The sequence below is a fragment of the Roseospira goensis genome, assembly GCF_014197795.1.
Classification (GTDB): Bacteria; Pseudomonadota; Alphaproteobacteria; order Rhodospirillales; family Rhodospirillaceae; genus Rhodospira; species Rhodospira goensis.
Window position 1 is genome coordinate 1 of record NZ_JACIGI010000030.1, and the last position, 23,601, is coordinate 23,601.

Here is a 23,601-nt window from a genome sequence, read left to right on the forward strand (position 1 = left end):
GGTTATAAACCGAATTCGCACCGGGCTGGGGGCATGCCCCCAGCCCGGTGCAAGCGCGGCTCACCCAGTCTCACATCTGCCTGGACCTACACAGCGGTGCGTCCGATCCCGACGCGTCCCGACGCGGCCTGTGCCCCGTTGCCCCGCCTGCGGGCCGCCCCTACTCTCTGACGGCATCGGCGCACCCGCCGCCGCCGCACCCGCCCCCGTTGGACGCCCCCTCAGCCGAAAGGGACCCCGTATGAGCGCCACCCCGCCGCCCGGCTCGCCCGACACCGAGGCCCCGCGCGCCGCCATCGGCCGCACCCAGACCACCACCGACCAGGTCACGGCGGTGCCCGTCAAGCTGCTCCAGGCCACGCTCAACGACGCCGCGGTCACCCCGGCCGCGGGCGATCCGCTGCCGCCGCTGTGGCACTGGCTCTACTTCCTGCCCGATGCGACCATGTCCAACGTCGGCCCCGACGGCCACCCCAAGCGCGGCGGCTTCCTGCCGGCGATCGCGCTGGAGCGGCGCATGTGGGCCGGCGGCCGCCTGACCTTCCACGACGACCCGCCGCGCCTCGGCGACACCATCACCAGGGACTCCGAGATCCTCGACGTGCAGGAGAAGTCCGGCAAGGCCGGCGACATGGTGTTCGTGACGGTACGCCACCTCATCTCCACGCCGCGCGGCCTGGCGGTCGAGGAGGAGCAGGACATCGTCTACATCGCCATGCCCACGGCGTTCCGGCCGCCGCCCCCGGTCGAGGCCCCGGCCGACCCGGCGTGGCGCGACCCGATGACGGTCGACCCGGTGCTGCTGTTCCGGTATTCGGCGCTGACCTTCAACGGCCACCGCATCCACTACGACCGCCCCTACGCCATGGACGTGGAGAAGTACCCCGGCCTGGTGGTCCACGGCCCGTTGCAGGCCATGGCGCTGATGGAGGCGGCGCGCCGCCACATGCCTTCGGGCAGGCCGGCGTCCTACTCCTTCAGGGGAGTGCGCCCGCTGTTCGATTTCGATACCGTCGCTATCCACGCCTACGCGCGCGCGGACGGCGGGCACGACGTGATGACCGTCAACGGAGACGGTCACGTCTGCATGAAGGCGACCGTGCGCTGGGCCGACAGTTAGGCGGGTGACGGGCGGCGCGCGGGGCCGCACCCGCGCACATCAGGACAGATGAGGATACGACGTGGCGAAGCTCCTGCAAGGGTTGAGGGTGGTCGAGGGGACCTCCTTCGTGGCCGCCCCGCTGGCCGGCATGACGCTGGCCCAGATGGGGGCCGAGGTGATCCGGTTCGACCGCCTCCAGGGCGGCCTGGACCATTACCGCTGGCCGGTGACGAAGGACAACCGGTCCCTGTTCTGGGCCGGGCTCAACAAGGGCAAGCGGTCCATCGCCGTGGACATGACCACCCCCGAGGGGCGCGAGATCGTCACCAACCTGATCTGCGCCCCCGGTCCGGAGGCCGGCATCTTCCTGACCAACCTGCGCGTGCGTGGCTGGATGGACTACGACGCCCTCAAGAAGCAGCGCGAGGACCTCATCATGGTGTCCATCCTGGGGGCGCGCGGCGGCGCCCCGCAGGTGGACTACACCGTCAACCCGGCGGTCGGCTTCCCGCACGCCACCGGCCCGGAGGGGTCGACCGATCCGATCGCCCACGTGCTGCCGGCCTGGGACTGCATCACCGGCCAGAAGGCGGCGCTGGGGATCCTGGCCGCCGAGCGCCACCGCCGCCTGACCGGCGAGGGCCAGCTCGTCGAACTGGCGCTGAAGGACGTGGCCCTGGCGATGCTCGGCAACCTGGGCATCATCGGCGAAGTGATGGTCAACGGCGTCGACCGGCCCAAGTACGGCAACGCGCTCTACGGCGCCTACGGCCAGGACTTCCTCACCGCCGACGGCAAGCGGATCATGCTGGTGGCGCTGACCGACCGGCAGTGGCGCGGCCTGGGCAAGGTCACCGGTCTGGCGGACGAGTTCAAGGCGCTGGGCGAGCGCCTGGGCGCCGACCTCAACAAGGAGGGCGAACGCTTCGTCCACCGCCACGAGATCACCGCCATCCTCAAACCCTGGTTCGCCGCGCGCCGGATCGAGGACTTCGCGTCCCTGTTCAACGAGAACAGCGTCACCTGGTCGGAGTTCCGCAGCTTCCAGCAGGCGATCGAGACCGATCCGGACTTCAGCACCGACCATCCCATGTTCGAGATGCTGGAGCAGCCGGGCATCGGCGAATACCTGGTGCCGGGCAGCCCGTTCGAGTTCAGCGCGGCGGAGCGCGAGGCGCCCGTGCGGGCGGCAACCCTGGGCGAGCACACCGAGGAGATCCTCTCCGGGATCCTGGGACTGGACGGCCATCAGATCTCCAAGCTGTACGACGACAAGATCGTCGGCGGTCCGCGCCCGGGCTAAGCGCCGCACCCGGCCGACACCGCCTGTCGTATGCACCCGGACGCCCCCGGTGACTCCGGGTGTATGCGACGGGCGCCGCGCCGCCCCCGCCCGGATACTGCCTGAGAAGTTGCGGGTATCGGGTTGAACCCTCATTCTTTGCCGTTGACCGGCGCGCGAGTCGGCGGCTACCGTTTCCTTCCCGGAATCACGAACAAAAACGGTCCGGCTGAGCCCAAGACCCCGGGCCTGTCGCTTTTTTGTTGCGCTGCCAAAACAACGTCGCCAAGACGAAAGCCAGGGAGGACCCGCCATGACCCGCCTGCCCCAGGAGCGCGGCCTGCACGAACTGTACGCCGCCGACCCCGAACGCGCCGACGCCCTGGTGTTCGGCCGCCGCACCTACGCCGACCGCCGCGGCTTCCTGCGCGGCGCCGGCCTAGCGACCATGAGCGCCGTGCTGGGCTATACGATCCCGTTCCACCGCGGCATGCCGGGCGGCCTGATCCCGGCCGCGCTGGCGCAGGAAACGGGGGAGTTCACCATCGAGGGCAAGGACGGCCTGCGGGTGCTCAACGACCGGCCGCTCAACGCCGAAACCCCGGCCCACCTGCTCGACGACGACATCACGCCCACCGCCCGCCACTTCATCCGCAACAACGGCCTGCCGCCCGACAGCGTCGACCCCGAGGGCTGGACGGTGACCATCGACGGCTTCGTGGACACCCCGCTGGAGCTGTCGCTGGACGACCTGCGCAGCCGCTTCGAGGTGGTGGAGTATGCGCTCCAGCTCGAATGCGGCGGCAACGGCCGGGCCGCCTTCAATCCCGGCGCCAGCGGCAACCAGTGGACCACCGGGGCGGTCGGCAATGCGCGGTGGACCGGGGTGCGCCTGGCCGACGTGCTGGGCGCCGCCGGGGTGCAGCCGCAGGCGATCTACACCGCCCACTACGGCGCCGATTCCCACCTGTCCGGCGACCCGGACAAGCGGCCCATCTCGCGCGGCATGCCGCTGTGGAAGGCGATGAACCCCTACACCCTGATCGCCTTCGAGCAGAACGGCGCCCCCCTGCACCCGATGAACGGCGCGCCGGTGCGCATCCTGGCGCCGGGCTGGCCGGGCTCGGTGTCGCAGAAGTGGCTCACCCGCATCGAGCTGCGCGACCAGGTGCACGACGGCACCAAGATGGGCGCGCCCAGCTACCGGGTGCCGCGCTACCCGGTGGCGCCGGGCGAGGAGGTGCCGGGCGCGGACTTCCGCATCATCGAGTCCATGCCGGTCAAGTCGCTCATCACCGCACCGGCCAGCGGCACCACGCTGCCGACCGACCACCGCACGCTGGAGGTGCGCGGCCACGCCTGGGCCGGCGACGAGCACGTCACCGCCATGCACGTGACCACGGACTTCGGCCAGACCTGGCGCGAGGCCGCCCTGGAACCGCCGCCGAACCCCTATGCCTGGCAGCGCTGGCGCGCCCAGATCGAGTTCCCGACCCGGGGCTACTACGAGATCTGGGCCCGCGCCATCGACAGCAAGGGCCGCATGCAGCCCTTCACGGTCGGCTGGAACCCCAAGGGCTACCTCAACAACGCCATGCACCGCATCGCCGTGCGGGTCGAGGTCTAGCCGCATGCGTCTGAGGGGTGCGGCCGGCCTGGCCGCCTGGGGCGTCGTCGCGGCCACCCTCGCCGCGACGGGCGCCGCGACGCTCGCCCCCGCCGCCGCGCAGGACTCCACCGCCCATGGGGGCGCCGATGGGGGCGCCGATGGGGGCGCTTATGGGGGCCTGCCAGAGGGCGAGGGCCGAGTCCTGGTCTACAACATGTGCAACGCCTGCCATTCGCTCGACATGGTGACCCAGCAGCACATGACGCGGACGCGCTGGGACCGCACGCTGGAGTGGATGCAGGTCGAGCAGGGCATGCCGGACCTGACGCCGGAGGACGAGACCATCGTGCTCGACTACCTGAGCGAACACTTCGGCCCCGGCAAGGCGGTCGAGGGCGTGCCCGGCGGCGGCGGGTTCGGCGGCTTCGGTGGGTTCGGCGGCACCCGCCCGTTCAGCCCGCAGGCGCCGCCGGCCCCGGGCGGCTGACGCCCGAGCACCCGCGCGCGCAGGCGGTCCCACGCCGGAGCGTGGGACCGGGCCAGCGAAAGGGTCTCTCGCGCCCACGCTCCCGCGTGGGCGCCGGACGGGCACCTGCGGTCCCACGCGGGAGCGTGGGACCGAGATAGAAACGGAGTCTCACGCCCCCGCTCCCGCGTGGGCGCCGGACTGGCACCTGCGGTCCCTCACCGGAGCGTGGGGCCGGGTCAGCGAAAGGGTCTGGCGCCCCCGCTCCCGCGCGGGCGCGGGGCAGGCACCTGCGGTCCCACGCGGGAGCGTGGGACCGAGATAGAAACGGAGTCTCGCGCCCACGCTCCCGCGTGGGCGCCGGACGGGCACCTGCGGTCCCACGCGGGAGCGTGGGACCGAGATAGAAACGGAGTCTCGCGCCCACGCTCCCGCGGGGGTGCCGGACGGGTAGCTGCGGTCCCACGCCGGAGCGTGGGACCGAGATAGAAACGGAGTCTCACGCCCCCGCTCCCGCGGGGGCGCGGGGCAGGTACCTGCGGTCCCACGCCGGAGCGTGGGACCGAGAAAGGCCAGGCAAGGCTCTCTCGCGCCCCCGCTCCCGCGGGGGCGCGGAAGCATGTCTACACCCCCGCCATGGCGCGGAACTGGCGGCTGGCGACGGTGAGCATGGCGAGGTCGACGCCGCCCGATGTGCCGCGCAGCTCGCCCAGAAGTTGCGAGGCCCGCTCGACCGTCACCGGGTTGGTCTCGATCCAGGCCGCGATGGCGGCGTCCGGGTCGTCCAGGGCCGCGCCGTGCTCGATCACCCGGTGGGTGATCTGGCGCTGGTGGCTGTAGAACTCCTCGGCCAGCGCCGACACCGCCAGCTTGGTCCAGTGCCCGCCGTCCACGTGCTGCTCGGCCATGCGGCGCAGCCAGCCGATCCCCAGCCGGGTGCCGACCGCGAAATACAGCCGCGCCACCCACTCCATCGGCAGGTCGTGCGCGGCGGTCACCCGCACGATGTCGCCGGCCGCCGCCATCACCATCAGGCAGGCCACCCCGCAGGCCAGCGGCTCCGGCACCCCGGCCTCCATCCACGCCGCCATGTGCTCACGCGCACCGGCCAGGGTCTCCTCGGTGGCCAGGTCGTCCAGGTTGGCGGACAGCAGTTGCACCGCCGGCGCCAGCTCGGTGACGGTGGCCGAGACGTCCAGCGGCCAGGTGCCGTGGCGCAGCATCCACTGGGTCTGGCGCCCCACCAGCCGGTTGACATGGTGGAACAGCTCCAGTTGCACGTCGGCCGCGACGTCGCCGTCCAGGGCCTCGATGTCCGACCACAACGCCCGCAGGCCGTAGACCTCGCGCACCGCCACGTAGGCCCGGGCGATGTCGGCCGGGCGCATGCCGGTCTTCTCCATCATCTCGGTGATGAAGGCCGCGCCGACACGGTTGATCATCGAGTTGGCGACATAGGTGGCGATGATCTCCCGGCGCAGCCGGTGGCGCCCGATCTGGTCGCGGAACCGGGTCTGCACCGCGGTCGGGAAGTACTGCGCCATGGACTCGGTCAGCATCGGGTCCTCGGGCAGGTCCGAGTCCATGACCTCGTCGAAGATCCACAGCTTGCCGTAGGGGATCAGCACCGCCAGTTCGGGCCGGGTCAGGCCGCGCCCGGCGGCCAGGCGCTCGGCGATCTCCTCGTCGTCGGGCAGCGATTCCACCGCACGGTCGAGCCGACCGAGCCGCTCCAGGGTGCGCATCAGCCGGTGCTGAAGGTCCAGCAGCCCGGCCGAATCCCGGGCCATCAGGGAAATCGCCTGGGTCTGGAGGTAGTTGTCCCGCAGCACCAGCGCCGCCACGTCGTCGGTCATCTCGCGCAGCAGTTGGTTGCGCTGCTTCTCGGTCAGGTCGCCGGCCTCGACGATGCCGTCGAGCAGGATCTTGATGTTCACCTCGTGGTCGGAGCAGTCGACGCCGGCCGAATTGTCGATGGCGTCGGTGTTGAGGCGCCCGCCGTGCCGGGCGAACTCGATGCGGCCGACCTGGGTCACCCCCAGGTTGGCGCCCTCGCCCACCACCTTGACCCGCAGGTCGTCGGCGTCGACGCGGATGGCGTCGTTGGCGCGGTCGCCCACCTGGGCGTGGGTCTCGTGGCTGGCCTTCACGTAGGTGCCGATGCCGCCGAACCACAGCAGGTCGGCCTCGGCACGCAGCAGGGCGCGGATCAGTTCGGTCGGCGTCACCACCGACTGGCGCAGGCCGAGACGGTCCATGATCTGGGGGGTGAGGGTCACCTCCTTGGCGCGGCGGTCGTACACCTGCCCGCCCTCGGACAGCACCGCCGGGTCGTAGTCTGCCCAGGACGAGCGCGGCAGGTCGAACAGCCGCCGGCGCTCGGCCCAGGACGCGGCCGCATCCGGGTCCGGATCGACGACGATGTGCAGGTGGTTGAAGGCCCCGATCAGGCGGATGTGGCGCGACAGCAGCATGCCGTTGCCGAACACGTCGCCGGACATGTCGCCGACGCCGATCACCGAGACGTCCTGGCGCTGGACGTCGTGGCCCATCTCACGGAAGTGGCGTTTGACCGCCTCCCAGGCGCCGCGCGCGGTGATGCCCATGGCCTTGTGGTCGTAGCCGTTCGAGCCGCCGGAGGCGAAGGCGTCGCGCAGCCAGAAGCCGTACTCCCGGGCGATCGCATTGGCGATGTCGGAGAAGCTGGCCGTGCCCTTGTCGGCCGCCACCACCAGATAGGGGTCGTCGCCGTCGCGCCGGCGCACCCGGGGCGGGGGCACCACCGCGTCGCCTTCCAGGTTGTCGGTCAGGTCGAGCAGGCCGCGCATGAAGGTCTGATAGCAGGCGATGCCCTCGGCCTGGAGCGCTTCGCGCCCGGCTTCGACCGGCGGCGGGCGCTTGACCACGAAGCCGCCCTTGGATCCCACCGGCACGATCACCGCGTTCTTGACCATCTGCGCCTTCATCAGGCCCAGCACCTCGGTGCGGAAATCCTCGCGCCGGTCCGACCAGCGGATGCCGCCGCGCGCCACCTTGCCGCCGCGCAGGTGCACGGCCTCGACGCGCGGGCTGTAGACGAACACCTCGACCCAGGGCCGCGGCAGCGGCAGGTCGGCGATGGCGCGACTGTCGAGCTTCAGCGCCAGGTAGGGCTTGGGCTGACCGTCCGCGCCGGCCTGGAAGTGGTTGGTGCGCAGCGTCGCCTTGATGAGGTTGCGGTAGCGGCGCAGGATGCGGTCCTCGTCGGGGTTGGTGACGTGGTCGAGCCCGGCCAGGATCACCGCCTCGGGGTCGGCGGGCGCCTCCGCCCCGTCCGGGTCGGGCGCGGCGCCCCCCTCGACCCGGTCCGGGTCGAAGCGGGCTTCGAACAGCGCCACCAGCGCCGCCGTGATGCGCGGATGCGCCGCCAGGGCCTGCTCGATGTAGCTCTGACTGAAGGTGTAGCCGGTCTGGCGCAGGTAGCGGGCGTAGGCGCGCAGAACCACCACCTGGCGCCAGGTCAGGCCGGCCTCGATGACCAGACGGTTGAAGCCGTCGTTCTCCAACTCGCCGGTCCAGACCCGGCTGAAGGCGTCCTGGAACGGGCCGCGCACCCGGTCGATGTCGACGATGGCGCCGGAGGCGGCGGTCATCACGAAGTCGTGGATCCAGACCGTGGCGGCGCGCGCGCCGCCGTCGCCGGCGGGGCCGGACAGCCGCGGGTGAAGCTCGAACGGCACTTCGCCGATGACCCGGAAGCCCATGTTCTCCAGCACCGGCAGCATGTCGGACAGCGGCACGGCGCCGTCGGGCTGGTAGATCTTGAAGCGGACCTCCGATTCCGACACCTCCAGCGGGCGGTACAGGTTGAGCGTGAAGGCACCGGCGGCCAGCGCGTCCTCGATGCGGGCGATGTCGGCCACCGCCGCCTGGGCGGCCGAACGTTCGCGGTAGCTGGCGGGGAACGCCCCGCCGTAGCGGCGGAACAGCCGCAGGCCCTGTTCCTCGCCCTTGGCGGCGAACAGCACGTCGGCGAGATGGTCGGCCCAGGTGCGGGCGGCGTCGGCGATGCGGCGTTCGATGTCGTCGCCGTCGTGCGCCGGCATGTCGCCGGGCGTGGTGCGGATGATGAAGTGCAGCCGGGCCAGCCGGCTGTCGTCCACCTGGGTGGTGTAGGTCTCCATGCGGCCCTGCAACTCGGCCTCCAGGATGCGCTGGACGGCAAGGCGCAGGGCGGTGTCGTAGCGGTCGCGCGGGATGAACACCAGGCAGGAGACGAAGCGCTGAAACTCGTCCTGGCGCAGGAACAGGGCGGTGCGCTGGCGCTCCTGCAAGTCGAGGATGCCGAGCGCGGTTTCCAGGAGGCGGTCCTCGCCGGTCTGGATCACCTCGTCGCGCGGCAGCGTCTCCATGATGTGCAGCAGGCGTTTGCCGTCGTGGCCGCGCGGGTCGAAGCCGCTGCGCTGCATCACGTGCGCCACCTTGCGCCGCAACACCGGCATGGTGGCGGCGCTGTTGGTGTAGACGTCGGCGGTGAACAGCCCCACCAGCAGGGTCAGGCCGACCAGCCGGCCCGCCGCATCGAAGCGCTTGACGCCGATGGCGTCCATCGGCACGGCGCGGTGCACGCGGGCGCGCATGGCGGTCTTGGTCAGCAGCAGCGGCGACGGCCCGCGCACGTAGCCCTGGACGTCGTCCGGCAGCGTCTCCAGGTCCCGCAACTGGCCGAACACCCGCAGGCCGGGATCGCGCAGGATGCCGAGGCCGGGCTCGGGCTCGGCGCGCAGGCCGTCGTCGGTCTCGGCGAAGCTGTAGTCGCGGCTGCCCAGGAACGTGAAGTGGTTTTCGCACAGCCATTCCAGGAAACGGGCCATCTCGGCCACGGTCTCCGGGTCGGCGCCGGGCGCGCCGCCCTCCTCGCGCAGGCCCTCGGCGGCGGCGCAGGCCAGCTCGCTCATCGCCGGCCAGTCGTCCACGGCCGCCCGCACCTCGCCCAGCACCGTGCGCACCGCCCGCTCGATGGTGTGCAGGACCGCGGCATCGGTCTGCTCGGCGATCTCCACGTGCATCAGGGACTCCCGCACGGCCCCATTGAGCGCGGGTTCGGATGCGGGTTCGGTCCCGTCGTGGCACAGTTCGAGCAGCGTCCCCTGGTCATCGCGGCGCACCCGCACCACCGGATGGATGACCAGGTGCACCAGCATGTCGAGGCTGTTGAGCGCGGCGGTCACCGAATCCACCAGGAACGACATGTCGTCTGTGACGACCTCAAGAACCGTGTGCTCGCTCTGGTAGCCGTGCTGCTCGTAGACCGGATTGTAGACCCGCACCCGGGCCTCGCCGGGCTTGCGGTGGCGCAGGAAGCCCCAGGCCGACAGGGCGGCGCCGTACAGGGTCTCGTCGTCGTGGGGGGCCATGTCGGCGGGCGGGACATGGGCGTAGTAGGCGTCGACGAAGCGGCTGGCCGGTCCGGCGTCGGCCGGGTCCAGGCGTTCGGCGACCAGCGCGCGCACGCGGTCGAGTTGTTCCGCTTTGCGGGCGGCCTGTTTCTTGGGCATCGGGCGTCCTCCCCGCACTGTCCGACACGGCCCCTTCGGGTGCCGCGACCGCGCGCCGGGCGGAGCCCTTGGCGCGGGCCGGCGCAGTATCGCACGCCCGCGCTCGGGTTTCGAGGGCTGTGCGGATGCCGGGGTCGGCGCTGGCGTGGGGGTGGGGGTGGGGGTGGGGCGGACGCGCCCCTCAGTTGCGGCGCACGAACAGGAAGTCGCCACCCTCGTGGCCGGCCATGCGGATGTCGGCGTATTCCGGCGTCTGGGTGCTGTTGAGGATCACCGGCCGCCGGATCTGGGCGAACAGGTTGGTGCCGTCGAGAACGCCGGTGTTGGCGCGCAGACTGTCGATGAAGGCCGACGCGAACGGCGAGTGCCCGTTGCCCGAGTTGTCCGCCACCGGCTCCAGCCCGCCGGAGGACAGGGCCAGGCGGGCGCGCTTGCCCGCCATGCGCTTCAGGTACGCCGGGGTCGGACCCTCCGGCACCGTCAGGCCGCGTGTGAGCGTGCCCGCAAAGCAACTATCGGCGACCACCAGGACATGCTTGGCCTCCAGCGCCCGCGCCGCGTCGCGGATGGTGGCGTTGGAGACCCAGTTGGAGCGCCGGTCGAGGTGGGCGTTGACCGGCATCCAATAGCCCTGGTCCGCGCTCTCGTCGAGCCAGCCGTGCCCGGCGTAGTAGATCAGCAGGTTGTCGTTCGGCCCGAGAATGTCCCGGTAGGCGTCGAGCGCCTCGATGATCTCGACCCGTCCGACGTCGAGCAACAGGCGCACCTCGAAACCATAGAGGTCGCGCAGCACGGCGGCGACGGCCTCGGCGTCCCGGTTCGCCGTCTCCAGGTCCGGCAGCTCCCGGTAGTTCTGGATGCCGATCACCAGGGCATGATAGGCGCCGAAGTCGACGTCCGAGAACGCCGCCAGCGGGTCGGGCGTCAGCGCCGCGGTCCCCGCCCCGCCGCGGACTCCGCCGCCGCTCTCCGGCGGCCTGATCGCCGGCGGACCGGTGACGCCGCCGAAGGTGCGATTGAGCAGCGCGGTGCGGCGGGCGTTGAACTCCGCCTCGGTGACCAGGCCCTGTTCGCGCAAGGTCTGCAACGCGGCCAATTGAGAGACGATGGAGGCGGTCTCGGCCGCGGCCGCGGCGCGGTCGCCACCGGCGCCCGGCGCGGGGTCGCCCACCGCCGGCGGGGTCTGGGCGCGCGCCGGTCGTGACAGGTCGTCAGCGGGCGGGCCGGCGGGCGGCACCGCCGCGATCTGCACCCCGCCGGCGGACGCGGCGGGCGCGGCGTCGCGGGACGGATCCCCGGACGTCGGCCGGCCGGTGCCCACGCCGCCCAGGACGATGAGCGGTTGCGGCGGCGTCGCGGCGGCGGCGTCGTCGGCGGCGGCCTCGTCGGGGGCGGCCTCGTCGGAGGCGGCCTCGTCGGGGGCGGCGGCGTCGGCGGCGGCCGTCTCCGAAGCCGGGGCCGGCTCCGGCGCGGGGTCAGGAGCCGCCACGGTCGGCGCCGGGTCCGAGGACGGGTCCGAGGCCGGAGCTGGATCCGGCACGGGGTCAGGGGCCGCGTCCGCGACCTCTGCCACCTGGGACGCCCGCTGAGGAGTTCCCTGGGGAGTCCCCTGAGGAGTCCCCTGGGCCGCCAGGTCGGCGGTTCCGGGCGCCGCCTCTGGAGTCACGGCCGGAGTCACGGCCTCCGGGCGCGCCGGCGGTTCGGCCGCCGCGACGAGGGCGGCCGGGTCCGGTTTGGGTCCCAGGGTGGGGTGGCCCGGGCCGGCCGGCGGCGGCAGCGCCGCCACCTGGGCGGCCGGCGCCGTGGACGGCTGCGGGGCGGCCGGCGCCGTGGACGGCTGCGGGGCCGCCGGCGCCGCGGATGGCTGCGGGGCCGACGGCGCCGTCGTCTGGGGCGGTGTTCGCGGCATCGCCGGGGCCGCCGAGGCGGTGGCCGCCGGGCGCGACGCCGCGCCGCCGCCCAGCCGGTTGCGGGCCGCGATCAACTCGGCATCGCCGGGGGCCAGCCGCAGGGCCTCGTTGCAGGCCCTCAGCGCGGCACTGCCGCTCAGGGTGGTGCACTTGATGCGGGCCAGACGAAGCTGGACGGCGGAGGCATTGTTCGCCCGGGCCGCCGCCTGCTGCTCCTGGAACCGCTGCTCCTCCAGGTAGCTGCGCGCCAGCCGCAGGGCATGGGCCAGGCCGGACCCGCCGGCGCCCGCCGCCCGGGCCTGCTCCAGCACGGACACGGCCCGCGCGGCATTGCCGGCGCGGCGCAGCGCCTCGGACAGGGCCACCGCGACGGCGGCATCGCCCCGGTCGGCGGTCCAGGCCCGCTCGCAGATCCCCGCCGCGCTCGACGGCGGCGTGCCCAGGCACTGCTGGGCCAGCGACTGGGCCGCGACCGGGGCCACCGGCCCAAGCAGGACCAGCACGAAGGCGAGGGCGAAGGCGAGGGCCGGACCAAGGGCCGACGCCCGCGCCGCGTTGCGATGGGGCATGATGCGCCTAGTAGCCACCACCTCCGTCCCTGCCCTCGAAGGAGGACGACGGTCCCGTACCGCCGCCCGGATCACGCCAGGCCCAGCCCCCGGACGGCAACTGGATCAGGTTGAACAGCCAGCGCCGCTCGACCGTGGTATAAGGGGGGCTTTCCTGTGCCAGGGTCTGCTGCATGCTCTCGCGCATCTGGCGCAGGCCGGCCTCCTCGGCCGAGTACTGGCCGTCGTTGTTCTCGTCGGCGCCGTCCTGCACGGCCTCTGCCAGGCGCGCCAGTTCCTGACTCAGCGCCCGCGCCTCGTCGGTCGAGCGCGCCGCGAGAACCGCATCGGACAGCCCGATCATGATCTCGATGTCGCCGAGCACCCCCTCGCCCTTGGCCGCGAACTCGGGGGCGTAGGCCCGCACGTTGGCGGTGGCGTCGCCCGATTCGGCGGCGTAGCGGACGTGGCTGATGGCGCCCTCGACCGCGCGGCGCAGGCCGTAGCCGGCGCCCGGCCCGCCGCCCGGCTCCAGGGTCGGATCGAGGGCATGGCGCATGTCGCGGGTGTTCTGCTTGATCCCCGACAGGGTCCCGGCCGCCGCCGCGGCGCGCGCTTCCTGGCGCACGACGGTCGCCTCGCGCTCGGCGGTCTCCAGCAGGCCGGCGCGGCCGGGCGTGTCGGTCCACGCCGTCATGGTGTGCCCGATATGGGTGTGGGCGATGGTGGGGCGCTGCACGGTGACGCAGCCCGCCACCAGGGCGGCCGCCGACACCGCCGCGAGTCCGACGTAAAGCCTGTGCATTCCACTCGTCCTCCCTGGACACCGGCGGCCTGCGATCCACCGCCTCGGCCCGTCGCCACTCCCACGCGACCGCCAGCCGGCGCGGTGCCGGCAGACGGCGCGGCACCGGCGGGACGCACCCTTGGACGCGGTGCCCGTCACCGCGCCGAGGTCGAGTATCGCAAGACTGGGGAGCAGCGGCAATACGGGATTGGAATAATTCCAGCTCGACCAGACGTCACCCCGCCGAGGCCGGATGCCCGGCAAGACAAACCAAAATGGCTATAGATCGTTTCCTGTTAGGATCGGTTGGCGATCAGGCGGCCCTGGCCGCTTGACAGGACCCGCGGGGTGGCGTGCGATGAGCCCTCCACACAGGCGGCACGGAGGTGGCCTGGTGTTTCCCGCGGCCCGGATGACCGACCCGCACGTCTGCCCGCTGCACGGGGGCGGACCCATCGTCATGCCCTGCATGCCGACGGTGCTGATCGGCGGGCTGCCGGCGGCGCGCATCACCGACGTCGCCTTCTGTGGCCCGATCCCGGATCCGATCGTGCGCGGCTCCGCGACCGTTCTGACGGGCAACCTGATGCAGGCGCGCATGCTCGATTCGCATTCTCACGGCGGGTTCATCGCCATGGGATGCCCGACCGTCCTGGTCGGGGGATGAGGGCGTCATGAGAGGGGCCGTGAGCGGGGCCGAGAGCGGGGCATAGGATGGCCCGGGCCGGGGCAGGCAGGGGTCGCGCCGCGACCGCGTTCCCGGGCCCGGCGGGGTATGGTAGCGTCGTTCGGGCGACGCAAGCACTGGTCCCGGCCGCCGACGGCGGCCGACGGCTACCGACGGCCGGCGGCGGGCACGACCCGGCGGCACGACTCGCGGGCGGGACGACATGGCCATGGGCGGCACACCATGAGCACCACGGGCTTGAACACCAGCACCCCGCCCTTCTCGTTCGCCAGCGCCTCGCACGTGGGCCGCGTGCGGTCGGTGAACGAGGACTGTTACATCGAACGCCCGGACATCGGCCTGTGGGCCGTCGCCGACGGCATGGGCGGCCACAGCCGCGGCGACGTGGCCAGCCGGCTGGTGTGCGAGGCGCTGTCGCGGCTGTCCTGGGCAGGATCGGCGCTAGACCTGCTGAACGGCGTGCGCGGCACCCTGTACGACGCCGACCGCGAGTTGCGGCGCCAGGCCGAGACCCTGGGCGACGGCCAGACCGTCGGCACCACGGTGGTGGTGCTGCTCATCCATCAGGATCATTACGCCTGCGTCTGGGCCGGCGACTCGCGCTGCTACCTGCTGCGCGAGGGCCAGCTCACGCGCATCACCCATGACCACAGCGTGGTGCAGAGCATGATCGACCAGGGCGTCCTGGAGGAAAGCGGGGCCGAGCAGCACCCCCTGGCCAACGTCGTGACCCAGGCCCTGGGCGCCCCCGGCGAGCTGGAGCTGGCCACCGTGCACGGGCCGCTCGCCCCCGGCGACGTGCTGCTGCTGTGCACCGACGGGCTGACCCGGATGGTGGCGGAGGACGACATCGCGGCGGTGATGAACCGCGACGGCCCGGCCGGCGTGCGCGCCCTGATCGACGCGGCGCTGGCCGCGGGCGGGCGCGACAACGTCACCGCCGTGGTGGTGGCACCGGACGGCGGCAGCCACGGCGCCGGCGCCCGGCCGCCCCCCGACGACCCGCTCGACGGGCTCGACGTCGACGGCGACGACACCGCGTTGCACCGCAGGGGGTCGGGGCATGCCTAACGGGGCGGATCAGGGCGGCGCCCAGGCCGAAACCCTGGGGCATCTGGGCAAGTACACGCTGCGGCGCGTCCTCGGCAAGGGCGCCATGGGCATCGTCTACGAGGGCTATGACGACATCCTCGACCGCACCGTGGCGATCAAGACCATCCGCTCCGAGCTGTGGGATTCGGACGACGCCGCCGAGATGCGCGAACGCTTCATCCGCGAGGCGCGCGCGGTGGCGCGCATGTCGCACCCCAACATCGTCACCCTGTACGAGTTCGACGAGAAGGACGGCACCGGCTTCATCGCGCTGGAGTACGTCGCCGGCCAGACCCTGAAGGCGCATGCCGCGGCGGCGCCCGAGCGGCGGCTACCGCCCGAGGAGGCGGCAGAGATCGCCGGCCGCATCCTGGACGGGCTGGCCTACTCGCACACCCGCGAGGTCACCCACCGCGACATCAAGCCCGGCAACATCATGCTGACCCCCGACGGGCAGGTGAAGATCCTCGACTTCGGAGTGGCGCGCCTGGCCACGGCGGGGATCACGGTGGCCGGCTCGATGCTGGGCACACCGGCCTACATGGCGCCCGAACAGCTCATGGGCAAGCAGGTGGACCACCGCGCCGACCTCTACAGCGTGGGCGTGGTGCTGTACGAAATGCTCACCGGGCGCAAGCCGCATGAGGGCGACTTCAACCAGATCCACATGCAGGTGCTGCACGCCGAACCGGACCCGCCGTCGGCGCTGGTGCCGGGCCTGCCGCCGGCGCTGGACACCGTGGTGATGACCGCCCTGGCCAAGACCCCGGACGCCCGCTACCCGGACGCCGCCAGCTTCGCCGCCGCGCTGCGCGACGCGGTCGGAACGGCGACCGCCGGGCCGATGCCGTGGACCGGCATGGACCCGGACGCCACCGTCGTGGCGCCGTCGGGCGCCGGCACCTGGCCCGGCACCGCCGGCGGACGGGTGACGGCCACGGGAACCGGAACGGGGACGGGTCGCGGCGCGGGCACCGGGTGGAGCACCCGCACCGGCGCGGGACCCGGACCGGGGATGGGGATGGGGACGGCGACCGGCACCGGACGGCCGGGACCCGGCGGCGTCGGCCCGGCGGCCGGCCCCGAACCGGCCCCGGTCAAGCGCACGGGCGGCCTCGCGGTCTGGCTGCTCCTGTTGCTGCTGATCGCGGCCGCCGGCGGCGCCGGCTGGTGGTGGCTCCAGCAGCAGCCGGCACCGCCGGCCCGGCAGGCGTCGACGCCGGACGCGCCCGCCGACTCCACGGCCCCCTCCACGCCCCCCTCCACGGCCTCGCCGGGCACGGCGACCGAGACGACGGCGGGGACGTCCCCCGACACGGCGCCCCGGGCTGCCTCCGCGCCCGCCGACCCCGCGGCCCCGGCGATCGCCAGCGCGACGCCCGATCCCGAGACGTCCGACAGCGCGGCGGCCGCCAAGCCGGCGCCCCGGCCGACGCCGGGCGACACCACCGCCCCCGCCGGCGCAGAGGCCGACGGGCGTCCGGCCGGCCAGCCCGCCGCCGACCGCGGAGACACGACCTGGGCCGGCACGACCTGGGACGACATCCTGGCCGACCCCGGCCTCCGGGAGGTGCTCGACGACACCTCACCGGAGACGCTGCTGGGCGACGCCTCCCTGGAGGACATCCTGGGCGACAAATCCATCGAGGAGGCCCTGACCGACGGCTCGCTGGATCACCTGCTGCGCGAGCAGGGGCTGGACCCGGCGCTGATCGCGGGTGTGGGCGCGGACGGGGGCGCGGGCGCGGCATCGGACCCCGGACCGGCGCCCGCGCCGGCGTCGGACCAGGTGGCCGCCCGGCCCGAGACCCCGGCCGCCCCGGCCGCCCCGGCCACGCCCCGGCTGGAGGTGAGCACGCCGCGCGGCGCGCAACCGGTCTATGCGGCCGGCGAGGCCCTCGACCTGACGCTGCGCACCGAGGCACCGCTCTACACCTATTGCTTCTACGAGATGGGCCACGGTGACATCGTGCGGCTGTTCCCGAACCAGTTCGCCAGCGATGCCCTGATCCGCCCGGACCAGGCCCTGCGGCTGCCGGGGGACCAGCCGTTCCTGATCCGCCTGGATACCCCGGGCGAGGTGGAGCGGGTCGCCTGCATCGGCGCCGAACGCGACCTGACACCGCACCTGGCGGGGCTGCTCGGCGGTGCCGGATTCGAGGTGCTGGCGATCGAGTCGCTCGACGAGATCCTGGACGCCATCGCGGCTGCGGCCCCCGGGCCCACCGCCCGCAGCACGGTGACCGTCCGCGTGCAGTGAGGACGCGGGCCGCGCGCCGGTCTCGGGACGCAATCGCCGGGGCACGATCATCACGCTCAGGCAGGAAAACTCGCGTCGGGCGCGAAACGGGCGAGCGTTCGGATCGCCGAGCGCGGATGTCGGGCGGCCCGTGTCTGCCGCCCGCCTTGTCGGAGACCAGTCGCGGGGCCGCACACACCTTCGCGGACCGCTCGGCGACTTGGCACCCCCCGTCATAAAGGCTATGCTGCCGCTCAAGTTTTCACCGACGACGACCACAAACAACGAACGAGCGGTGAGATGGTGGACAGGGTTCTCGACATCGACACCATGCTGGCGCCGATCGACGGCGAGGGTCCGACCGGCGTCAACCTGCGCGAGGTGTCGTCGGGAACCTCGGCCCTGTATGCGCTGGGCGACCTGCGGCGCAGCGCCTCGACGGCCGAGCGCAACATGGTGCTGGACGATGACGGCGGCGGCGCCAGCATCCCGGAGGCATGGGGCGACATCCTGGAGCGGGCGCCCAAGGTCATCGCCACCGAATCGAAAGACCTGCGCATCGTCTGCTTCCTGATCGAGGCGGCGGTGCGCATCCACGGCTTCGCCGGCCTGCGCGACGGCTTCGACCTGGTCACCGGCCTGGTGGAGCAGTACTGGGACGACCTCTATCCGCCCGTCGAAGACTCGATCGAGGACAAGATCAACGACCTGATCGGCCTCAACGGCGCCGGCGGCGACGGCGTGCTGATCGCGCCGCTGCGCCGCATCCCGCTGACCGACGGCATGACCGGCGCCTTCGGCCACTGGCAGTACGAACAGGCCAGCGACCTGCGCAAGCTGGGCGACGAGGACAAGGTGCGCGCCCGCATCGAGGCCGGGGCGCTGCCCTACGAGACCTTCGAGCAGGCGGTGATGGAGACGCCGGCGGCGTTCTACACCGACCTGGCCGCCACGGTGCAGGAGGCGCGCGACAGCCTGAAGCGCATGGACGCCGCCCTGACCGAACGCTGCGGCGTCGAGGCGCCGCCCACCAGCAATCTGAGCGGCACGCTGGAACAGATCGCCGACACCGTCGCCTTCATCATGCGCACCTGGAACAAGGGCATGACCGACGGCGGCGCGGGCGCGGCCGAGGGCGACGCCACCGCGACGGCCGAGGCGGCCGCCCCGGGCGAGGCCGGCGCCAGCGCCGGTGCCGCGGCCGGCGGGGTCTCGGTGGCCGCGGCCGGGACCATCCAGACGCGCGAGCAGGCGTTCTCCCAGCTCCTCAAGATCGCGGACTTCTTCCGCCGGACCGAGCCCCACTCGGTGATTCCGCACACGCTGGAGGAACTGGTGCGGCGCGGCCGTCTGCCGCTCAACCTGCTGCTGGCCGAGCTGATCCCGGACGAGGACGCACGCCAGACCTTTTACATCCGGGCCGGCGTCCATCCGCCGGCGGAGGAGAGCAGCGACTCCTACTGAGGGCGGCGCGGAACGGCGGTCGCATGAGGGCCGCACGGGGAGCACACAGGGGGCGGCACGGCCGGCCCCCAAGGCCCCCACGGACGATGCGGCGGGAGGCGGACCACACGCAGGACCCACAGACGGACCCACAGACCGACCCGGAGACGGGACCAGGGCGGGGACCGGGGACCGGGAGCGGACATGCACGACCACGGCCCCGCCGACGGCGCCGCGCCCCTGAACCGGCGGCGCCGGACCGGCCAGCAGATGGGAGGCGAAGATGGCGGAGAGTGTGCATAGCAAGCTGGCGCGGGTTCGCAAACCCCGTGTCCACATCAAGTACGACGTGGAAACCGAAGGCGCGGTCGTCGAACGGGAACTGCCGTTCGTGGTCGGCGTGCTGGGGTCGTTCTCGGGCGATCCCACCAGCCCGCTGCCGCCGCTGCGCGACCGCAAGTTCGTGACCATCGACCGCGACAATTTCGACCAGGTCATGCAGCGCATGACCCCGGGCCTGAACCTGCGAGTCGAGAACACCCTGAAGGGTGACGGCAGCGAAATGCCGGTCAGCCTGTCATTCAGCTCCATGGAGGACTTCGAGCCCGGCCGCGTCGCCGAACAGGTGCCCGCGCTGAAGTCGCTGATGGAGACCCGCAACAAGCTGCGCGACCTGATGTCCAAGGCCGACCGCTCGGAGGAGCTGGAGGCGCTGCTGGAGAAGGTGCTCCAGAACAAGGACGACCTGGCCGCGCTCCAGGACGCCCTGGGGGTCAACCCCGAGGGCGAGCCGGCGCCCGCTGACGGAGGGGACAAGGCATGAGCGAGGTTCAGAACGCCCAGCAGGGCCAGCCGGCCCCCGAAACGACCGTGACCGAGGCCGAAAGCCTGCTCGACCAGGCCATCGCCGCCACCAAGCAGACCGAGCCCGACCGCGCGCAGGAGCTGATCCGCACCCTGACGGAACAGGCGATGAAGGGCACGATCACCTTCTCGCGCAACCTGACGCAGACGTTCAACCAGGCCATCGCGCTGATCGACCGCCAGCTATCCGAACAGCTCGCGGCCATCATGCACCACGACAAGTTCCGCCAGCTCGAGGGCACCTGGCGGGGCATGCACTACCTGATCATGAACACGGAGACGTCGACCAACCTCAAGATCCGGGTGCTGAACGCCACCAAGCGCGAGCTGCACAAGGACCTGACCCGGGCGGTCGAGTTCGACCAGAGCACCCTGTTCAAGAAGATCTACGAGAACGAGTTCGGCACGCCCGGCGGCGAACCGTACGGCGCCCTGATCGGCGACATCGAGTTCACCAACCACCCCGAGGACATGGAACTGCTCTCGGGGCTGTCGAACGTGGCGGCGGCGGCCTTCGCGCCGCTGATCTCGGCGGCCTCGCCCAGCCTGTTCGGGCTCAACGACTTCACCGAGCTGTCCAAGCCGCGCGATCTCGCGAAGATTTTCGACTCCATCGAGTACGACAAGTGGCGCGGCTTCCGCGACAGCGAGGACAGCCGCTTCGTCACCCTGACCATGCCGCGGGTGCTGGCGCGCCTGCCCTACGGCGAGGCCACCCGGACCATCGAGGAGTTCGCCTACGAGGAGGCGCCGTTCAACGCCGATGGCACCCCCAAGCAGATGGACCACGAGCACTACTGCTGGATGAACGCATCCTATGCCATGGGCACGCGCCTGACCGACGCCTTCGCCAAGTACGGCTGGTGTACCGCCATCCGCGGCGCCGAGGGCGGCGGCAAGGTGGAGGGGCTGCCGACCCACAAGTTCGTCAGCGACGATGGCGACACCGACACCCAGTGCCCGACCGAGATCGGCATCACCGACCGGCGCGAGGCGGAACTGTCCAAGCTGGGATTCCTGCCGGTGTGCCACTACAAGAACACCGACTACGCCGTCTTCTTCGGCGCCCAGACGACCCAGAAGCCGAAGAAGTACGACCGGCCGGAGGCCACCGCCAACGCCGCCATCTCGGCGCGCCTGCCCTACATCATGGCGACCTCGCGGTTCGCTCACTACCTCAAGGTGATGGCGCGCGACAAGATCGGCTCCTTCATGGAGGCGCCCGATGTCGAGGCGTGGCTGAACCGCTGGATCACCAACTACGTCAACGCCAAGGAGGGCGCGGACCAGGAGCTGCGGGCCATGTACCCCTTGCGCGAGGCCGAGGTGCACGTGCGCGAGATCCCGGGCCAGCCGGGCTCGTACAACGCCGTCGCCTACCTGCGGCCGTGGCTGCAACTGGAGGAACTGACCACCTCCATGCGGCTGGTGGCCCGCATTCCGAAGCAGGCCTAGGGCGAGTCGCGGGGGTCCCGGCGTGGTGGCATCCGCTCCCGGCGACAACGCGACCCTCGCCCCGCCGCCGGCGGCCGCGCCCGGTCACGGGGACGCGTCCGCCGGGGCGGCCCGCCTGCGCGCGGGGCTGGCCGGCGCCCTGCGCAGGCCCCAGGTCGGGGCCGGCGCCGGGGCTGGGGCTGGGGCTGGGGCTGGGGCCGAGCCCGCAACGTCCGAAGCCCCCAAGCCCGAAAGCCCGGCGCTGGAGGTTCTCGCCCGTCTGCTGGCGGCGGACCGCTGGGACCTCGCGCTGATCGCCTGGGTCGGGACCGAGCGCGCCGGCACGTCCGACCGCGACCGCCTGCTCGCCGGCCTCGACCGGGACATCGCGGTGCTGGACCGCCTGCTGTCCGCGCAGGTGGACGCGATCCTGCATCATCCGGCCTTCCAGCGCCTCGAATCCTCCTGGCGCGGCCTGCGCTATCTGGTCGAGTCCACGCAGGGCGACGAGCTGATCCGCATCCGCGTTCTCAACGTGAGCTGGGGCGAGCTGTGCCGCGACCTGGAACGGGCGCTGGAGTTCGACCAGAGCCAGATGTTCCAGAAGATCTACGAGGACGAGTTCGGCACCCCCGGCGGCGAGCCCTACAGCCTGCTGCTCGGCGACTACGCGGTGCAGCACCGCATGGACCGCCACCACCCCACCGACGACGTGGCCGCGCTCCAGGCCATGGGCGGGGTGTGCGCGGCGGCCTTCGCCCCGCTGGTGGTGGGGGCGACCCCCGCGCTGCTCGGGCTCGACCACTTCGGCGAACTGAGCGCGCCGATCCGCCTCTCCGGCCTGTTCGACGGCCCCGAGTACGACCGCTGGCGCAGCCTGCGCAAGGCCGAGGACAGCCGCTTCCTGGGCGTGATGCTGCCGGACGTGCTGATGCGCGACGCCCACCGCGACGACGGCCGCGGCACCCAGCCGTTCCGCTACGCCGAGGACGTCTCGGCGCCCGACGCCTCGTCGTGGCTGTGGGCGGCGCCGGTGTTCGCCTTCGGTCGGGTGGCGGTGCGCGCCTTCCTGGAGAGCCGCTGGTTCGCCAACATCCGCGGCGCGCGGCGCGACGAACTGGGCGGCGGCCTGGTCGAGGACCTGCCCGCCCCCGACTTCGGCACCGACCGGCCCGGACTCGCCCCGCGCATCCCGGTTTCCGTCGCCATGCCCGAGGTGCGCGAGAGCGAGCTGGCCGAGATCGGCCTGATCCCGCTGGCCGCGCACCAGCATACGCCGTTCGCGGTCATGCGCGCCGTGGGCTCGCTTCAGGAGCCGCAGCATTACGACCGGGCGCCGGCGACGGTGAACGCCCGCCTGTCCGCGATGCTGCACTACATGCTCTGCATCTCGCGCTTCGCCCACCTGCTGAAGGTGATGGTGCGCGACAAGGTGGGCTCGTTCGCCAGCCCGGCGGAGTGCGAGTTGTACCTGCACGAGAGAATCGTTCAGTACGTGCAAAGCCGTGCCACCGCATCGTTCGAGGAGAAGGCGCGCCGGCCGCTGCGCGAGGCCTCGGTGTCGGTGCGGGAGATCCCCGGCCGGCCCGGAACCTATTCCTGCGTCTGCCACGTCGTGCCGCACTTCCAGATCGACCAGGTCTCCAGCAGCTTCCGGCTGGAGCTGGACACCACGCCGTTGCGCGCCCGGGCCTGAGGGGTCCGGGCGCGGCCCGTCATCGCCGCCTGCCGACCGGGGGATCACCACCATGACCGCCAGCACCGCCACCGCGCTGTTCCAGTCCGGCGACCTGGACGGCGCCGTCGCCGCCCTGACCGCCGCCGTCAAGGGGAGCCCCACCGACGTCCAGGCGCGCGCCCGTCTGGCGGAGATGCTGTGCTTCCAGAACGAGCTGGAGCGCGCCGACAAGATGATGGAGGTGGTCGGCCGCCAGGACACCGAGCACACCGTGGGCATCGCCCTGTTCCGGCGCGTGCTGCGCGGCGCCATCGTGCGCGAGCAGGTGTTCCGCGAGGGCCGCGCGCCCGAGTTCGTCGGCCAGCCGAGCGCCTGCCTGCAAGCCCACCTGCGCGCCCTGGCCGCCCTGCGCGCCGGCGACACCGCCGGGGTGCGCGACATGCTGGCCGCGGCCGAGGCGGCGCGCCCGGTGGTCGCCGGCACCCGGGACGGAGCGCCGTTCGACGACCTGCGCGACCTGGACGACCTGACCGCCGGGGTGCTGGAGGTGATCGCCTCGAGCGGCAGTTACTACTGGATCGGGTTCGACAGCGTCATCAGCCTGGAGTTCCACACGCCGGAGCGGCCCCGCGACCTGATCTGGCGACGGGCCTCGCTGACCGTGGCCGAGGGTCCCGAGGGCGAGGTGTTCATCCCCGCCCTGTACGTGCCCCCGCCGGGCGCCGCGCCGCGCGCCGACCACCTGCTGGGGCGGGTCACGGAATGGCTGGGGGACGACGACGGGCCGGTGTTCGGTCTCGGCCAGCGCTGTTGGCTGGTGGGCGAGCAGGACCACCCGATCATGGACCTGGGGGCGCTGGAGCTGCCGGCCAACGCCCCGGCCGCGACCGAGGACCCCGCCGGCGAGCCGGGGGCCTGAGGC

At 72.5% G+C, this 23,601-nt stretch carries 15 protein-coding genes; 12 read left to right on the forward strand and 3 right to left on the reverse strand.

Features of this window, described 5'->3' with window-relative positions:
* Nucleotides 1-241 precede the first annotated feature (241 nt).
* From GGD88_RS14510 to GGD88_RS14525, 4 genes are all read left to right on the forward strand, one after another.
* Nucleotides 242-1,120 (forward strand): HTD2 family dehydratase, encoded by an 879-nt coding sequence (locus tag GGD88_RS14510; RefSeq protein ID WP_184436693.1) that lies wholly within the window; start codon nt 242-244, stop codon nt 1,118-1,120.
* Between the two features lie 61 nt (nt 1,121-1,181).
* Complete coding sequence (locus GGD88_RS14515; RefSeq protein WP_184436695.1) at nt 1,182-2,405, forward strand: CoA transferase; 1,224 nt, start codon at nt 1,182-1,184, stop codon at nt 2,403-2,405.
* Nucleotides 2,406-2,697: 292 nt separating this feature from the next.
* Entirely contained in the window at nt 2,698-4,011 is a 1,314-nt protein-coding gene (locus GGD88_RS14520; protein ID WP_184436697.1) for a sulfite oxidase, read from the forward strand.
* Nucleotides 4,012-4,015: 4 nt separating this feature from the next.
* Nucleotides 4,016-4,480 (forward strand): hypothetical protein, encoded by a 465-nt coding sequence (locus GGD88_RS14525; RefSeq protein ID WP_184436699.1) that lies wholly within the window; start codon nt 4,016-4,018, stop codon nt 4,478-4,480.
* 602 nt (nt 4,481-5,082) lie between these two features.
* On the opposite strand, the gene GGD88_RS14530 is transcribed toward GGD88_RS14525, so the two are convergent.
* The 3 genes from GGD88_RS14530 to GGD88_RS14540 all read right to left on the reverse strand — a co-directional run bounded on the left by GGD88_RS14530 (nt 5,083) and on the right by GGD88_RS14540 (nt 13,259).
* Complete coding sequence (locus GGD88_RS14530) at nt 5,083-9,996, reverse strand: NAD-glutamate dehydrogenase (RefSeq protein ID WP_184436701.1); 4,914 nt, start codon at nt 9,994-9,996, stop codon at nt 5,083-5,085.
* Between the two features lie 181 nt (nt 9,997-10,177).
* The gene (locus GGD88_RS14535; protein WP_184436702.1) at nt 10,178-12,475 is read right to left on the reverse strand and encodes a caspase family protein; all 2,298 of its coding nucleotides are present in this window, start codon (nt 12,473-12,475) and stop codon (nt 10,178-10,180) included.
* A gap of 7 nt (nt 12,476-12,482) precedes the next feature.
* Entirely contained in the window at nt 12,483-13,259 is a 777-nt protein-coding gene (locus tag GGD88_RS14540) for a hypothetical protein (RefSeq protein WP_184436704.1), read from the reverse strand.
* A 376-nt stretch (nt 13,260-13,635) separates the two neighbouring features.
* Here GGD88_RS14540 and GGD88_RS14545 point away from each other — a divergent pair, with 376 nt between their 5' ends.
* The 8 genes from GGD88_RS14545 (at nt 13,636) to GGD88_RS14580 (ending at nt 23,598) form a co-directional block, all read left to right on the forward strand.
* On the forward strand, nt 13,636-13,908 hold the full coding sequence (locus tag GGD88_RS14545; protein ID WP_343056381.1) for a PAAR domain-containing protein: 273 nt from the start codon (nt 13,636-13,638) through the stop codon (nt 13,906-13,908).
* A gap of 243 nt (nt 13,909-14,151) precedes the next feature.
* Entirely contained in the window at nt 14,152-15,000 is an 849-nt protein-coding gene (locus tag GGD88_RS14550) for a PP2C family protein-serine/threonine phosphatase (protein ID WP_184436706.1), read from the forward strand.
* Entirely contained in the window at nt 14,993-17,281 is a 2,289-nt protein-coding gene (locus tag GGD88_RS14555) for a serine/threonine-protein kinase (protein WP_184436708.1), read from the forward strand. Before GGD88_RS14550 ends, GGD88_RS14555 begins: the two co-directional genes overlap by 8 nt.
* A gap of 279 nt (nt 17,282-17,560) precedes the next feature.
* Nucleotides 17,561-18,724, forward strand: coding sequence for a type VI secretion system protein TssA (gene tssA / locus GGD88_RS14560; protein ID WP_184436717.1), 1,164 nt, complete (start codon nt 17,561-17,563; stop codon nt 18,722-18,724).
* 262 nt (nt 18,725-18,986) lie between these two features.
* The gene (gene tssB, locus GGD88_RS14565; RefSeq protein WP_184436722.1) at nt 18,987-19,526 is read left to right on the forward strand and encodes a type VI secretion system contractile sheath small subunit; all 540 of its coding nucleotides are present in this window, start codon (nt 18,987-18,989) and stop codon (nt 19,524-19,526) included.
* Complete coding sequence (gene tssC / locus GGD88_RS14570; RefSeq protein WP_184436723.1) at nt 19,523-21,022, forward strand: type VI secretion system contractile sheath large subunit; 1,500 nt, start codon at nt 19,523-19,525, stop codon at nt 21,020-21,022. The genes tssB and tssC (GGD88_RS14570) overlap by 4 nt, the downstream gene beginning before the upstream one ends.
* Nucleotides 21,023-21,044: 22 nt before the next feature.
* On the forward strand, nt 21,045-22,697 hold the full coding sequence (gene tssC, locus GGD88_RS14575) for a type VI secretion system contractile sheath large subunit (protein ID WP_184436729.1): 1,653 nt from the start codon (nt 21,045-21,047) through the stop codon (nt 22,695-22,697).
* Between the two features lie 52 nt (nt 22,698-22,749).
* On the forward strand, nt 22,750-23,598 hold the full coding sequence (locus GGD88_RS14580) for a type VI secretion system accessory protein TagJ (RefSeq protein WP_184436730.1): 849 nt from the start codon (nt 22,750-22,752) through the stop codon (nt 23,596-23,598).
* Nucleotides 23,599-23,601: the final 3 nt, after the last annotated feature.